The 13,237-nt window shown below is 43.6% G+C and carries 19 protein-coding genes and 1 pseudogene; 5 read left to right on the top strand and 15 right to left on the bottom strand.

All coding sequences use genetic code 11. From position 1 onward, the window contains the following. Positions 1-118: 118 nt before the first annotated feature. A complete protein-coding gene (locus tag J4N42_RS19440) occupies positions 119-565 on the bottom strand; it encodes a GNAT family N-acetyltransferase (RefSeq protein ID WP_252031224.1) in 447 nt (148 codons plus the stop codon). Positions 566-592: 27 nt separating this feature from the next. Next, a complete protein-coding gene (locus J4N42_RS19445; protein ID WP_252031226.1) occupies positions 593-1,006 on the bottom strand; it encodes a VOC family protein in 414 nt (137 codons plus the stop codon). Positions 1,007-1,343: 337 nt separating this feature from the next. On the opposite strand from J4N42_RS19445, the gene J4N42_RS19450 reads away from it, so the two are divergent. Further along, complete coding sequence (locus J4N42_RS19450; RefSeq protein ID WP_252031229.1) at positions 1,344-1,556, top strand: hypothetical protein; 213 nt, start codon at positions 1,344-1,346, stop codon at positions 1,554-1,556. Between the two features lie 76 nt (positions 1,557-1,632). On the opposite strand, the gene J4N42_RS19455 is transcribed toward J4N42_RS19450, so the two are convergent. The 6 genes from J4N42_RS19455 to J4N42_RS19480 form a co-directional block, all read right to left on the bottom strand. After that, the gene (locus tag J4N42_RS19455; RefSeq protein WP_005472135.1) at positions 1,633-1,854 is read right to left on the bottom strand and encodes a VF530 family protein; all 222 of its coding nucleotides are present in this window, start codon (positions 1,852-1,854) and stop codon (positions 1,633-1,635) included. 190 nt (positions 1,855-2,044) lie between these two features. After that, positions 2,045-2,704 (bottom strand): CatB-related O-acetyltransferase, encoded by a 660-nt coding sequence (locus J4N42_RS19460; RefSeq protein WP_252031232.1) that lies wholly within the window; start codon positions 2,702-2,704, stop codon positions 2,045-2,047. 10 nt (positions 2,705-2,714) lie between these two features. Then, positions 2,715-3,098 carry a VOC family protein gene (locus tag J4N42_RS19465; protein ID WP_252031235.1) on the bottom strand — a complete coding sequence of 128 codons (384 nt, stop codon included), beginning with the start codon at positions 3,096-3,098 and terminating at the stop codon, positions 2,715-2,717. 72 nt (positions 3,099-3,170) lie between these two features. Continuing rightward, complete coding sequence (locus tag J4N42_RS19470; RefSeq protein WP_252031238.1) at positions 3,171-3,707, bottom strand: GNAT family N-acetyltransferase; 537 nt, start codon at positions 3,705-3,707, stop codon at positions 3,171-3,173. A 17-nt stretch (positions 3,708-3,724) separates the two neighbouring features. Then, positions 3,725-4,225 carry a GNAT family N-acetyltransferase gene (locus tag J4N42_RS19475; RefSeq protein WP_252031241.1) on the bottom strand — a complete coding sequence of 167 codons (501 nt, stop codon included), beginning with the start codon at positions 4,223-4,225 and terminating at the stop codon, positions 3,725-3,727. Positions 4,226-4,274: 49 nt separating this feature from the next. Then, on the bottom strand, positions 4,275-4,628 hold the full coding sequence (locus J4N42_RS19480) for a tRNA-binding protein (protein WP_252034104.1): 354 nt from the start codon (positions 4,626-4,628) through the stop codon (positions 4,275-4,277). A gap of 214 nt (positions 4,629-4,842) precedes the next feature. Between J4N42_RS19480 and J4N42_RS19485 the strand changes: the two genes are divergently transcribed. Continuing rightward, positions 4,843-5,205, top strand: a complete 363-nt coding sequence (locus tag J4N42_RS19485; RefSeq protein ID WP_252031244.1) for a VOC family protein — start codon at positions 4,843-4,845, stop codon at positions 5,203-5,205. Between the two features lie 158 nt (positions 5,206-5,363). Here the strand turns inward: J4N42_RS19485 and J4N42_RS19490 are convergent, their stop codons facing one another. Next, the gene (locus J4N42_RS19490; RefSeq protein WP_252031247.1) at positions 5,364-6,173 is read right to left on the bottom strand and encodes a sulfite exporter TauE/SafE family protein; all 810 of its coding nucleotides are present in this window, start codon (positions 6,171-6,173) and stop codon (positions 5,364-5,366) included. 301 nt (positions 6,174-6,474) lie between these two features. Here J4N42_RS19490 and J4N42_RS19495 point away from each other — a divergent pair, with 301 nt between their 5' ends. Both J4N42_RS19495 and J4N42_RS19500 read left to right on the top strand, forming a co-directional pair. Then, on the top strand, positions 6,475-7,449 hold the full coding sequence (locus J4N42_RS19495; RefSeq protein WP_252031250.1) for a DUF1852 domain-containing protein: 975 nt from the start codon (positions 6,475-6,477) through the stop codon (positions 7,447-7,449). Positions 7,450-7,543: 94 nt separating this feature from the next. Then, positions 7,544-8,572 (top strand): methionine synthase, encoded by a 1,029-nt coding sequence (locus J4N42_RS19500; RefSeq protein ID WP_252031253.1) that lies wholly within the window; start codon positions 7,544-7,546, stop codon positions 8,570-8,572. A gap of 54 nt (positions 8,573-8,626) precedes the next feature. Here the strand turns inward: J4N42_RS19500 and J4N42_RS19505 are convergent, their stop codons facing one another. The 6 genes and pseudogenes from J4N42_RS19505 to J4N42_RS19530 form a co-directional block, all read right to left on the bottom strand. Further along, positions 8,627-9,253, bottom strand: a complete 627-nt coding sequence (locus J4N42_RS19505; RefSeq protein ID WP_252031256.1) for an HD domain-containing protein — start codon at positions 9,251-9,253, stop codon at positions 8,627-8,629. A gap of 76 nt (positions 9,254-9,329) precedes the next feature. Further along, positions 9,330-9,776: a DUF3291 domain-containing protein gene (locus tag J4N42_RS19510; RefSeq protein WP_252031259.1), complete on the bottom strand. Its 447-nt coding sequence runs from the start codon at positions 9,774-9,776 to the stop codon at positions 9,330-9,332. A 46-nt stretch (positions 9,777-9,822) separates the two neighbouring features. Continuing rightward, positions 9,823-10,197, bottom strand: a complete 375-nt coding sequence (locus J4N42_RS19515; protein ID WP_252031262.1) for a DUF4345 domain-containing protein — start codon at positions 10,195-10,197, stop codon at positions 9,823-9,825. A 142-nt stretch (positions 10,198-10,339) separates the two neighbouring features. After that, positions 10,340-10,705, bottom strand: a complete 366-nt coding sequence (locus tag J4N42_RS19520; RefSeq protein ID WP_252031265.1) for a hypothetical protein — start codon at positions 10,703-10,705, stop codon at positions 10,340-10,342. Between the two features lie 228 nt (positions 10,706-10,933). Further along, the gene (locus tag J4N42_RS19525) at positions 10,934-11,908 is read right to left on the bottom strand and encodes a Gfo/Idh/MocA family protein (RefSeq protein ID WP_252031268.1); all 975 of its coding nucleotides are present in this window, start codon (positions 11,906-11,908) and stop codon (positions 10,934-10,936) included. Next, positions 11,905-12,206: pseudogene (locus tag J4N42_RS19530) on the bottom strand (putative quinol monooxygenase). The gene J4N42_RS19525 and the pseudogene J4N42_RS19530 overlap by 4 nt, the downstream one beginning before the upstream one ends. 106 nt (positions 12,207-12,312) lie before the next feature. Here J4N42_RS19530 and J4N42_RS19535 point away from each other — a divergent pair. Then, positions 12,313-13,200, top strand: a complete 888-nt coding sequence (locus tag J4N42_RS19535) for a LysR family transcriptional regulator (protein ID WP_252031270.1) — start codon at positions 12,313-12,315, stop codon at positions 13,198-13,200. Positions 13,201-13,237 lie beyond the last annotated feature (37 nt).

The following is a 13,237-nucleotide window of genomic DNA, read 5'->3' on the forward strand; positions in this document are numbered from 1 at the left end:
CCATTCGTAAGCAAAGCCTAAAATATTGTAACAATCCGTGAGCTTTGGAAAAGAGATGACGACTAAAGCACTTCCGACGAATCCACAGCATTGAAACACCGGCTCTCACAAGCAAACTTTATAGCTTCTTGCGAAAACATATCGAGCGGTCTACCCCAACATAACGTCCATAGGGCTCGCACTCGCAATATTGCTTACGTAGATAAAAGGCTATGGCTCTTGTGTTTACTCTTCTCGTAGACAAAATGGCTTCTTGGTATCCTTTCTTTTTAGCTATTCGCTCTAGTTCAGCCAGAAGATAGCCACCAGCTCCTACCTGTTTTGAATACATTCTTTTTAACTCACAGATTTGCTCCGATACCAGACGAAACACACCGCAAGCAACGGGATGGCTTGAGCTGTAGACAACAATCGCAGCATCAGAATTAGAGTCGAACGCATCTTGATTAAATGAGCTATTACCAGAATCATTAGTGAGCACACTGAGCACTCCACTCAGCTCATAGGTTAGCTGTTGAAAGTCACTATCATTAATATCGACAATCCGATGGCAAAAATCGTGCATATGTTTATAACGCCCCTTTAAGCCCTATCATTCAGCAGAGTTTTTCATTTCGAGTAGATCCCATTTATTACCATACAAATCCTCGAATACCACAACTATCCCGTACTCCTCTTCACGAGGTTGCTCATTGAACGTGATGCCTTTCGCTGTCATTCGCTCATAATCACGCCAGAAGTCGTTAGTTTGAAGACATAAGAACACTCGCCCTCCTGTTTGGTTTCCAACCGCTTCCAATTGCTGGGGATTGCTCGCCTGAGCCAAGAGCAAGTTCGTTCCATTGGAGTTGGGTGGTGACACTTGCACCCAGCGCTTTCCGCTACCTAAATCAGTATCTTCAACCAAAGTAAATTCGAGTTTGTTCGTGTAAAAATCGATCGCGTCATCGTAGTTCTCAACCACTAGTGCAATATTACCGATTTGCTGTTGTATAGAATTAGGCATCAAGGTTTCTCAAGTCGTAAAACATTCATTCTATATCAGTCTCGGCGCAGAGATACGCCTATCTGACAATTGGTATCAATAACCTTTCTACTCACCGTTTTGTAAGCAGGTATTTCGCGTTACTAACAAGGTAGACGGTAATAAATAGCTAGCCTTTTAACGCTGTCACACAAAGTCATTCAATGCATAAAATGTCAGTCTATATACTGCGAAAGCTATTGCTATCAACAATGCAATTTGGAACCACCACATTTATGCTCAACCAACCTGAATGGATAAGCATACAAGTTCATACTAAAATTGAACCACACTTACTTGATTGAGAGAGGAATACCACATGGATAAACTGCTTTCATCCGCATTAGAAATTAGACAACGTACTCAAATAACAACGCTGTTTGCAAGTAAGGGCTACAAGATTGCAATGACCGATTTTGATGAAGTGGTATTCGAAAAGGCGGGAGTACAAGTCAACGTGCACTTTGACCGCGCATCTAATGCGCAGTCCATTTCTGTCTTAGATGGTATAGCCAAACAAAGCTTCAAATAACAGCATGATATTAGATCACGGGCAAGCCCAACTAGGCTTGCCCGTGATTTTCTCAATAACTTGTTGCCATTGCTGGCTATTTGCAGAACGTATCAATATACAAGGCTTCAACTTTGTCGCGAGCCCACTGAGTGCGGCGTAAAAACTTCAGCGACGACTTTATTGATGGGTTGTTGTAGAAGCAATTAATCTGAATTTCCGCATCCAAGCCTTCCCAACCATAGTGTTCTTGCAAACGAACTAAGATCTTCTCGAGTGTTAATCCGTGTAATGGGTTGTTAGGTTGTTCTTGGCTCATTCTTTATCCAGCATCTAAATGTATTCAGTTTGGGCGGCAGTGTAACAGATTCACCGCAGTAGAGGGCTCTTAATTGTGAAGCCATCACATTGCACCTAGATAAAAGGTCACCGAATATGAAAAGACAGTGACCCATTTTTATTAATTAACTAGATTTCTCTAGGGATGCCCTCTGGAAAAGTAGAAAAGCTTACTTAGCCACCCCATGCTCATTAGCAAACTTCAAAAGCTGTGGAACATCTCCTTTCACAAGTATCGGCATCGCTTGTTCTACGAGTTCAATGTCCCAGTCCCACCAAGCTAATTTTTTAAGCGTAGCTTGCTGCTCTTCGTCGAAACGAAATTTGACTACTTTTGCAGGGTTGCCCACTGCGATACTGTACGGAGGAATGTCACCCGATACCACCGACTTAGCGCCAATGATCGCACCATCACCAATAGTGACACCAGGCATGATAGTCACGTCATAACCCACCCAAACGTCATTGCCAATGACCGTATCTTGGTAAGATTTGAATGGGTATTCCGATAATGGCAAGGCTTCTGACCAACGGTCACCAAACACGGCAAATGGAAATGTAGTCACACCAGAGGTCACGTGATTGGCATCAGGCATGATGATCTGAATCCCGTTGGCCAATGCACAAAATTTACCAATATGTAATGCATTGCCCGATATCCCAAAGTTATACAGCACGTTCTTGGTTAAGAACTGAGTGGGATCTTCGAAGTCACTGTAATAGCTGTATTCTCCGACATGAACGTTAGTCACCTCACTCTTGTCGACTAAAGGCTTTAAGAAAACAGTGTTGGTAAAATCTTTTATAGGGAAAATGTTATTCGCATTCATTTAACGCCACTCACTCTGCTTCCATATTTAGCTGCCACGACACACCAAACTGGTCGGTGAACCAAACGAATTTATCGCTAAATCCATAGTTGTCGAGTGGCATCATCACATTGCCGTGGGCAGACAAAATGTTGTATACCTCGACTAGGGTAGACTCTTCCGAGAAAGTAACGAATATCGACATCGCCGGAGTAAAGGTAAACTCATGCTTCACAGGACTATCAATAACCATATAGTCATTACCGTTAAGCGTGATATGAGCTTGCTCTATTGTCCCATCGGAATAATGTTTGATGCTTTTCACGTCGGAGTTAGGAATTGCGGACGTATACAAGTCAATTGCCTTTTGCGCTAACCCTTCGAACATCAAGTGAGTCTTAATATTTATCGACACAGTCTATTTTCTCCGTAATGTCTACTTGTCACGATAATAGCAAGCTTCGCCACAACCAATGTAAAAACTAAGTTAGAGGCGTTCCCACTCCGATTCAAGCACCGCCAATACAACCGTATCCCACCACCTTCCTTTGAAGAAACGATGCTCTTTAAATCGTGCTTCTTGCCTCATACCCAAAGCTCGGCATAGCTTTATCGCCGCTAGGTTGTCACCTATCGTTTCGGCATAGATCCGGTGTAATCCTAACTTACGAAAGCCAAAGTTTGCCAACTCAGAGGCGGCTTCAATGCTCAGTCCAGAACCTTGTGCTGTCCTTTCGAAAGCGCACCCCATAGAAGCCTGTCCATTTTGCTCTAACCGTAAACAAACTGTACCAATAAATTGCCCGCTAACCTTGCTTTCTACCGCAAGTTGGTAAGAAGTACGTGGTTTTTCTATGGCCTGAGAAACAAACAATTTGGTTAGCTCTCGGTATTTAGTTGGCGCACAGTCATTCTCGTCATAAAAGCGCTGGTACTTGGCATCCTGAGACATAGCGACAAATGCCTCTTCATCACTTAGCTTCATGTCGCGCAATATTAATCGACTAGTTTCCAGCTTGAACATACGGACTCCTCGCTGTATCAACGCCTTTTTATCGACATAGTGATGAGATCGTTACTATCGTACAAACAAGCGTTAGACGCTGTCATACCCAGTTTTTTGAGCAGATTCAAGGAGGCTTGGTTGTCTGTCACCGCAACACCATATACCTCATCCACCAGCTTATTTTCGAACACATAATCTAACGTAGCTTTAGCCGCTTCATAAGCATAACCATGTCCCTGATACTTAGGAAGAAGGCCATATCTGATATCGCAGAGGCTTACTTGTTCGAGTATCTCTACCCCTGAATATCCGATTTTTATTTCCGGCTGCTCTACCAGCGACACAATAAATGTTCCAAAGCCATTCTCAGCCCAATGCGAAACTTTTTTAGGTACGTAGTCTTCGATGTATTTGAGGCTAAAGGGCTCACCTCCAGGTAGATAGCGAGTCGTCTCTGCACAAGTCAACAGCTCAACATAAATATCAAGGTCATCGGCAGTAACAGGAGTAAGAAGCAACCTTTCTGTTCGAATCATTAAAAATGTCCTTTCTAGGGAGTTGTTTCAATGCAAAAAATCAGTGCCTTTAGCCTGCTCTAGCACCATTAGGAATTTCATTCTCTGGGCACGCTAAGCAAGGCTGTAGTTTGTCTTCATAACCGATGTCAAACAGCATTCCCTGTGAGATTTCACCCGCCATTTTCCTTTCTGGTAGATTGACAACAAACAGTGCTTGCTTACCTTCGATCTCATTTGGATTTTCCCGTTCCTGCTTAATCCCAGCCAGAATAGAGCGAGTATGGTCCCCAAAGTTTACCGTCAGCTTCATTAATTTGTCGGATTTCGCCACTTCACTCACCGCGACAATAGTCCCTACACGGATATCAACCTTAGCAAATTCATCGAAGGTGATTTGCTCTTTAATCGGTGCACACTTCATATACCACTCCCCAATCCATTGATAATAGTTAATTTTTTCAGGTAACCGTTGATACCACTCATGCCATTGTGCCGTAGTTAACCTGAACGGTTCAAACACATTACGGCGACACTGAGACTTAGGTGAGATCTGCTCCCTGATTAGACTGCTGACAGGTTTTGACACAGGCACTCTATATAGTGCTTGTACACTTTACGTTCATTAGAGAAGGAACATGTTCAAAATTGATTCGATTGTACTTTACGTTACTGAAGTTAAAGCCAGTTCAGCTTTTTATGCACAGCTCTTTGATTGCACCGCAGAAATGCTCTCACCAAGTTTTGCCGTGATTGAATTTGCCTCTAATGTGAAAGTTACACTCAAGCAGATTGATTCACTGACACCAACCAGTGTCGTCACGGGAGGAGGCACCGAGCTTTCAATACCAGTGGAAAGCAAAGCCGTGCTAGAAAAGATTTATCGCTCTTGGTTGCTAAAAGGTATCAAGTTCGCTCAGCTTCCAGAGGAATCTGTATTTGGGTTCAACTTCGTTGCACTAGATCCGGATGGCCACCGTATCCGAGTGTTCGCAGGTTAGTGGAAATAGAAAATGCCAAGTGTGACTCATGTTCATCACGCTTGGCATTGTCTAAGACATCACAGAAAGCACCTGAACGCTCTATTTCTCATGCGATGCTTCGCATTCAGCTGTTAGTCCTTCATCAATAACAGTAATACCCGTTAATAGGATCCTTACTAGCTTATCGCCATATTCCCAGCCATTGCCAACAAAATGGCTGCAAAGATTTTCTTGATCGTCGGTACTGGTAAAGATTGGGTCGCTTTCGCTCCCATAGGTGCAGTAAACCAAGACGTGCTCACGATACCAATGAGTGCAGGCAAATATACAAAGCCTGCGAAACCATCTTCTAATGCAAAGTGACTGCTGCCTGAAGTGATGTATCCAATAGAGCCAAACAGGGCGATAACTATTCCACAGGCCGACGCGCAGCCAATGGCTTTTTTCATATCAATAGAGAAAAACGTAAGCAATGGGACTAGCAATGCACCGCCACCGATTCCAATCATCGCCGATAACCCGCCGGTGATGGTGGTAAGTATTGTAAGTAGCCCTTTGTTAGGCATGTTGCGCTCTTTTGGTGAGTCATTTTTGCTACCTATCATCATCTTCAACGCGATGAGCACCACACTTACAGCAAAAACAATGCGTACGATGTGCTCTGGTAACAATGCAGCCAGAAAGCCGCTAACCAACGCGCCCAACGCGACTCCTGTCATTATCCAAGGTGCAAGTTCCCAAGGAACATTGCCATTTTTATGGTGAGCGATTGCCGATGAAGTCGACGTGAATAAGATTGAAGCCAATGAAGTTGCAATTGCAGAAACCACAACTTGATCGGAGGGCAAAACATCAAAATGAAGCAAAATGATGCTAAGGATAGGAACAATGACTAGCCCACCACCGATACCTAACAGCCCTGCTAGAAACCCAACGCCACTACCTAGCATCGCGCAGTATGCAATTAAAACTAGTAATTCACTCACTCATTTCACCTTAGTTTTTTAAGGGCTAATCAGCCCAATTAAATAATCAACTTCAAATCGGTTAATTAATATAACTGTTTAAATGAGAATGAAACATGAATATTCCTCATGTTGATTGTGAAGTAATACCATTGTTATTTACGTGTAGAACGACGCTATAAATGTGTTTCAAGCGTTCAGTAACGCTGCTTGTATTGAGGCTTTTTTAAATACACTGCAGCAAGAATCCGACTAGAAAATAAAGAAATAAAAATACAGTCCGTAAGTAATAAATTCAGCATTCACCGTAGGAACCAACACCATGAGCCAAGACTTTACCTTTACTATTAAAAGCCTCAGCCTTGATGAGAATTATCAACCAGCAGACAGCACTCGTATTACCACCAATTTTGCGAACTTGGCAAGAGGCGAAAGTCGCCAGCAAAACCTGCGTAATGCCTTGAACATGATTGACAATAGCTTCAATGCGTTAGCGCACTGGGACAACCCTAAAGGTGATCGCTACTCAGTTGAACTAGACATCATTTCAGTAGACATGGATATTGAAGGCAGCGGCGAAGCATTTCCATCTATCGAGGTATTGAAAACCAATATTGTTGACCACAAAACGGGTGAACGTATTGAAGGTATTGTCGGTAATAACTTTTCGTCTTACGTTAGAGATTATGATTTTAGCGTGCTATTACTCGACCATAATAAAGACCAACCTCAATTTAGTATTCCCGATAATTTTGGCGTTCTTCACGGCAAGCTATTTCAGTATTTCGTCAACTCAAGCGCATATCAGCAACACTTTAAAAAGCTTCCCGTTATTTGTTTAAGTGTTTCTGATAACAAAACCTACCACAGAACCGAAAATCAACACCCTGTACTAGGCTTCGAATATGAGCCGAACGAATCATCGCTAACCGAGCAATATTTCAAAAAAATGGGCTTACAAGTGCGCTATTTCATGCCGCCAAACAGCGTTGCTCCCCTAGCCTTTTATTTCTTTGGCGATCTGCTTAATGATTACACCAACCTTGAACTGATCAGTACTATTAGCACAATGGAAACGTTCCAAAAAATCTACCGCCCAGAGATATACAATGCCAACGCCGTCGCTGGAAACTGCTACCAGCCGAACTTAAAGAACCAAGACCACTCGATCACGCATATTGTTTATGACCGAGAAGAGCGCAGTAAATTAGCCATTAAACAAGGCAAGTTCGCCGAAGAGCACTTTATTAAGCCTTACCAGAATGTTCTCGAGCAATGGTCTTCGAACTACGTGTAATCGCTATTACAACGCTATCGGCTTACTCACCGTATCAGTCTATTTACTATATCGGTCCACTAACGAAATTGAAGAAAATTAAGCGGCATTGACTATGAGAACTCTACTCCCTACTTCGACAGCCGGCAGTTTACCTAAACCGTCTTGGTTAGCGCAGCCAGAAACACTTTGGTCTCCTTGGAAACTACAAGGCGATGAACTCATCGATGGTAAACACGATGCCTTGCGGGTGTCATTACATGAGCAGCAGCAGGCTGGCGTCGACATCGTCAGCGATGGCGAGCAAACGCGCCAGCACTTTGTGACAACATTTATCGAGCACCTGAACGGTGTTGATTTCGAGAACCGAAAAACAGTCAAGATTCGCGACCGATACGACGCAAGTGTTCCTACGGTTATTGGCCCTGTCAGTCGTCAAAAGCCAGTATTCGTAGACGACGCAAAGTTCCTACGCCAACAAACGGACCAACCTATTAAATGGGCGCTTCCCGGTCCGATGACGATGATCGACACACTCTATGACGGCCATTACCAAAGCCGAGAAAAGTTAGCCTGGGAGTTTGCAAAAATCCTTAACGAAGAAGCCAAAGAACTGGAGGCGGCTGGAGTCGACATAATCCAGTTTGATGAACCCGCATTTAACGTATTCTTTGACGATGTTAACGACTGGGGCATCGCCTGTCTTGAACGTGCAATTGAGGGGTTGAAATGCGAAACAGCGGTTCACATTTGTTATGGCTACGGCATTAAAGCGAATACCGACTGGAAGAAAACCCTTGGGTCCGAATGGCGCCAGTACGAAGCGGTATTTCCTAAGCTGCAGAAATCTAACATCGATATCATCTCGCTAGAGTGCCACAATTCTCGAGTACCTATCGAGCTTTTAGAGCTTATTCGAGGCAAGAAGGTCATGGTTGGTGCCATTGATGTTGCAACTGAGAACATCGAAACCCCAGAGGAAGTTGCATCCACACTGCGTGAAGCGCTCAAATATGTCGATGCCGATAAGCTGTACCCTTGCACTAACTGTGGAATGGCACCTCTACCACGACAAATTGCTACTGCCAAACTTAACGCTTTAAGCGCAGGTGCAGAGCTAGTCCGAGCTGAGCTGACTACTTAGAAGCGCGTAAAGATAAATAGGCGCTGTTAGCGCCCAATTTTCCTGATGTCTAAGCTACACTTCCGTTGCAAGTTGGCTCAAATACCCTTTCATAAAATCCGTTCTTCTTGCTGCTTCTTGCATAGCAGAAACGGTATTCATTTTGTCGGCCAATTTAAGCAGCTTGGTATAGAAGTGATCGATTGTGTTTTCACGATCATCGGGCTCACGTTCATTACAGAATGGGTCGGCTACATCATACAAACCTACGCCGAGGTTGGTGCTCACCTGAAGACATCTAGCGATGCCAATCGCCCCCAGTGCATCAAGTCTATCGGCATCTTGGACAATTTTAGCTTCTAGAGTCTCTGGCTTAACATTAGCGCTGAAACTATGAGCGACAATAGCATGTGCGATTGCTTGATGGTACTGCGCAGGAAAACCAATCTTTACGAGAAATCCGAGTGCTTTCTCCGCCGCCATCAAAGAGCTTTTAGCCCTATCTGGGTGGTTCTTTGAAAAGGCAAAACAATCATGGAGGTACGCGGCAGGCAACACGACTTCTAGCTTTGCGCCTTCAGCTGCGGACAGTATCTTGGCGGTTTTCACCACTCGAAAGACATGATTCATGTCATGAGCCAAGTCCTGTTTCATTTCTGCTTGAATAAAGTCGATAAACTGACTTTCAAATTCTTCTACCACGCCTTTTCCTATCTATGTATTTGTTTCTGTGATTGTATGCCCAACCAACATCGAGATTACCAACAACCCACCTATATTAAATTGCTTCAGCAGCGGTAAAGTTGGTTTTAAAAGTAAAAGCATACGGTGTGTCGCCGCTGCTTCTAAGGTGTTCTAGACGCTCAAGTGCTTCTTCCAATGTCGGAATATGTCCGTCCTCAACCCACCACAGTACATATGTATCTTCAGGAAGGCGGTGGAACCACTCTCCTTTTCTACGCATAAAGTCGCGGTGATGGGTACGAAACATGAAATTTTTCAGTGAATCCACACTTTCCCAAACAGACATGTTGACTATCATGTTCGGGTCATCAAAAGCTTTGATATTAGTGGCGTCGCCAGACTCATCTTTAAGGCGCCAAATGAAACCTTCACTACTCTCAGCGATTCCATTCACTAACTCTAGATTGTCGACAAACTCTTGGATTTCTGGTGCATCTAAGGGATATTTTGCCAATGCTATATTTAATTGAGCCAACCTCATAACTGTTCTTCCTTGAATCAATGTGTTCTATGCGGATCTCTTTCGCCTACGAGATGTGTTTTCTTAGGACTAAAGCCAAAATGCCAAACACCACTTCTGCTACCAAATACACATACATTAAGGTGTTGGCTTGTCCATCAACGACTATTCCAATCGAGCGACCTAAAGCCATAAGCAACAAAACAAATGAGACCAGTACTAGAGCCAAATCTAAGTCGTTCTTCTGCCTGACTATCCAAAGCAATATGACTCCAATAGCAAGCTGCGCTCCCCCATAGGTTGCGCGAAAATCGATAGTTGCGCTGGTAGGTTCCGGGCTCGAATCTGTTATCAAATAAGCGATCTCGGCGGGAATGACGATGAAGAGCGCACCATAAACCAGAAAGAAGAGCGCAGTGGCGTAAACCAGTAACTTGGGCATATCTACTCCTTTAGAAAGCCTTATACTTTTGAGCTTGGTAGTTATTAGGTTTTAGGCTTTACAGCTTTGCAATTTGATTTAGCAAAGCCATGAACTTAAAAACACAAGCATGAGTGAAACAGGCTTGTTCCACAAGCCTCTGCTACGATTTAGTATCGCCACAACTCACTACTGAGATTACTGCTGGATCATCTCCGAGACTTAAAGACTCGGTATAAATGGTCACCTTAGATCCGGCATCTGCTCTCTCAATGTCAGCTAAGTGCGTTAGTACCCCATCCAAATACTGCGTGATTTCATACCCTGATGAAGACTCGTGAATATTGACTACCGGGCTGTAGAGTAAGTAATCCAAATTTTCCCATTTTTCTACCACGCAATTAGCGAAAGTAGACGCTTCAATCCGCTGCGACGACTCAAACACAGGGTCAGAGTCGCGAAGCTTATTTGGCGTTGTAGTACAAGCAGATAACAAAACCGTTAAAAATATGAATGTCAGAAATCTCATCAGGGTCCCATCCAAAGCAGTGATTGGACAGAGGTATCAATAACCTCTGCAACATACAAACAATATACACCTCTGAAACTCTGATAGCAGCTGAACGACAACATTCTGGTATATACGTACTGAAACCTTAGATTCCAACAACAGAATTGTGCATCCTAAAAATAAAGCGAGCCGAGAGGCTCGCTTATAAATTGGTCGGTTTAAATGGGTTACCTATTGAGCCCGCTATTAGTCACTTAACGCTTCCCACTCGGTTAGTAGCTGCATGATATTGTAGGAGTCTTGCCAAGTAGCACATGGGCTTGGTAGCTCTTTATGGCCAGTTTCGATGGCCTGGCGTACCTGCCTAACTTGATAAAAGAACGCATCGCCGCTCCCCGTTACTGAAACTTCTCTTTTTGATGTTTCATATATCTCGACACTGAATTGATTACTCTCCGTTGGAAGCCATGGGTTGGTATCTAAAGCAATGCAGCCTTTACTTCCAAGAATCGAAAATTGATGCTTCAAACCATGGTCTTCCGCAGTATGTACATGCGCTGTACTTTGTTCTCCGAAGCTCATCATTAAGCTTGATTCGCAAATATTGCCGTCGAGACCACGTCTGCCCATTGCATTCATGGTTCTATTACCCAACGCCTGCTCTCCTAGCATTGTTTTAATGACTAAATACATCAACGAGATTGGGTAGCAGCCTAAGTTGTACAGCGCACCTTTGCTTGCCGGATTCACAAACTGGGCAATGGAGGCGATGTAAGAGGTATGGATAGAGCGTAATTCTCCGATCTCACCAGATTCAAGTATCGATACCAACTCGCGAATAAGTGGATGATGCAAGTACATCAAACCTTCAGCAAAAAAGACTTGGTGCTCTTTCACGGCTTGCAATGCTTGCTCTGTTTTTTGCATGTCTACCGATAGCGATTTTTCACACAGAATCGCTTTTCCTTTTTGAGCAGCCTTGATGATGAATTCATGGTGTAAGTGATTTGGTAATGCAATGTATACGATATCAATCTGATCATCGTTTAGTAGGTCATCGTAGTCTAAAAATGTGTGCTCTATTTGATACTGCTTGGCAAATGCTTCTAACGTATCCTGCGAACGTCCTGCAACGGCGTAAAGCTCGCTTCCTACATCGCCTTGGATCGCCTCCGCCATAACGCCAGAAATAAAGCTCGTTCCTAGTACTGCCCATTTCATAACACTGCCTCTCCTTTCTGCTTAGTTTCAAACGCCTGCACTAACTCAGCCACTTGTGAATCGATAAATACCTGGGTATGTGGCATGGTAAAGTGCGCTTCAATTGCCGCTCTATCTTGATAGCTCTCTAACAAAACAACGCGCTGAGGATCTTTATCATCATAGGTCGCAAGGCACTCAAGCACCCTTGTTCACTTCTCATATCGCAGCAAAACTGCTCAATCAATTCGACAACTTCGTCTCTTGGTCTATCCAAACTCATTTTTAGCTCGGCAGTGACAAAAATTACTTGGCTCATTCTCAATCTCTAGTTCTTTATGTTATGGATCATAGCCAACTTTAATTAACACCATTTGATTGATAAACTCATTAAAAGTTAATTCTTTATCAACCTACAGTGTTCAATGGACAAACTAACAAGCATGAAGGTATTCGCCTACGTGGTAGAACAAGGAAGCTTTCGCAGTGCAGCACACCATTTCGATATTTCTCCGACGATGGTTGGTAAACACATACGCTCACTGGAAGAAAATCTCGGTACGCAGCTTATCCACCGTACCACTCGAAAACAGTCTCTGACCGAAGCGGGAAAGCTTTATTACCGAGAGTGCCACTCAATAATCGAAGATATAGCTAATGCAGATAACCTAATCCATACGCTCATCAATCGCCCACGGGGCACGGTTAAAGTGAACTGCCCTATCACTTATGGTAAAAAAGTGATCACCCCAATAGTGGCAAGCTTTCTAGCACAATATCCAGAAATCAATGTCGACTTAGTGCTAGACAACGGCCTTATCGATCCATTTCACTCCGATGCGGATGTCATCATTCGAATTGGTAAATTAGTAGACTCAGCAATGGTGGCGAGAAAATTGGGCAATTACCATATGACTTATTGCGCCGCTCCAAACTATCTGAAAAGCCACAGCAAACTTAGCTCAATCGACGATCTTAACCAACATGACTGCTTGGGTTTCCAGTATCACCAAGGAGAAAGCCAGCAAGTCGCCAATCTGCCTTCGAATATGTTTAGCCAAAGCAATACCCGCCTAACGTCCAATAATGGTGATGTCTTAAAATATGCTGCGCTACAAGGCTGCGGAGTACTGCTTCAGCCAAGAATTCAGGTCGCGCAGGAAATCGAGGATGGGTCTCTGGTTGAGGTACTGCAAAGCTTTGTACCGACCGCCAAACCAATCAATATGCTCTACCGCTCGAAACATTTATCGCTTAAAAATCGCACCTTCGTTGATTTCGTGCTTAATGCCGTAAGCCACTCAGAACAGTAATGAGAGGTTGGTAAAAGCTAAACGACAGTTTTTCAAA

Source organism: Vibrio sp. SCSIO 43135, from assembly GCF_023716665.1.
Classification (GTDB): Bacteria; Pseudomonadota; Gammaproteobacteria; order Enterobacterales; family Vibrionaceae; genus Vibrio; species Vibrio paucivorans.

Bases quoted from the DNA above. Each gene is read 5' to 3' on its own strand.
- J4N42_RS19440 (WP_252031224.1), bottom strand. From the start codon at position 565: ATGCACGATTTTTGCCATCGGATTGTCGATATTAATGATAGTGACTTT.
- J4N42_RS19445 (WP_252031226.1), bottom strand. From the start codon at position 1,006: ATGCCTAATTCTATACAACAGCAAATCGGTAATATTGCACTAGTGGTT.
- J4N42_RS19450 (WP_252031229.1), top strand. From the start codon at position 1,344: ATGGATAAACTGCTTTCATCCGCATTAGAAATTAGACAACGTACTCAA.
- J4N42_RS19455 (WP_005472135.1), bottom strand. From the start codon at position 1,854: ATGAGCCAAGAACAACCTAACAACCCATTACACGGATTAACACTCGAG.
- J4N42_RS19460 (WP_252031232.1), bottom strand. From the start codon at position 2,704: ATGAATGCGAATAACATTTTCCCTATAAAAGATTTTACCAACACTGTT.
- J4N42_RS19470 (WP_252031238.1), bottom strand. From the start codon at position 3,707: ATGTTCAAGCTGGAAACTAGTCGATTAATATTGCGCGACATGAAGCTA.
- J4N42_RS19475 (WP_252031241.1), bottom strand. From the start codon at position 4,225: ATGATTCGAACAGAAAGGTTGCTTCTTACTCCTGTTACTGCCGATGAC.
- J4N42_RS19480 (WP_252034104.1), bottom strand. From the start codon at position 4,628: ATGAAGTGTGCACCGATTAAAGAGCAAATCACCTTCGATGAATTTGCT.
- J4N42_RS19485 (WP_252031244.1), top strand. From the start codon at position 4,843: ATGTTCAAAATTGATTCGATTGTACTTTACGTTACTGAAGTTAAAGCC.
- J4N42_RS19495 (WP_252031250.1), top strand. From the start codon at position 6,475: ATGAGCCAAGACTTTACCTTTACTATTAAAAGCCTCAGCCTTGATGAG.
- J4N42_RS19500 (WP_252031253.1), top strand. From the start codon at position 7,544: ATGAGAACTCTACTCCCTACTTCGACAGCCGGCAGTTTACCTAAACCG.
- J4N42_RS19510 (WP_252031259.1), bottom strand. From the start codon at position 9,776: ATGAGGTTGGCTCAATTAAATATAGCATTGGCAAAATATCCCTTAGAT.
- J4N42_RS19515 (WP_252031262.1), bottom strand. From the start codon at position 10,197: ATGCCCAAGTTACTGGTTTACGCCACTGCGCTCTTCTTTCTGGTTTAT.
- J4N42_RS19520 (WP_252031265.1), bottom strand. From the start codon at position 10,705: ATGAGATTTCTGACATTCATATTTTTAACGGTTTTGTTATCTGCTTGT.
- J4N42_RS19525 (WP_252031268.1), bottom strand. From the start codon at position 11,908: ATGAAATGGGCAGTACTAGGAACGAGCTTTATTTCTGGCGTTATGGCG.
- J4N42_RS19535 (WP_252031270.1), top strand. From the start codon at position 12,313: ATGGACAAACTAACAAGCATGAAGGTATTCGCCTACGTGGTAGAACAA.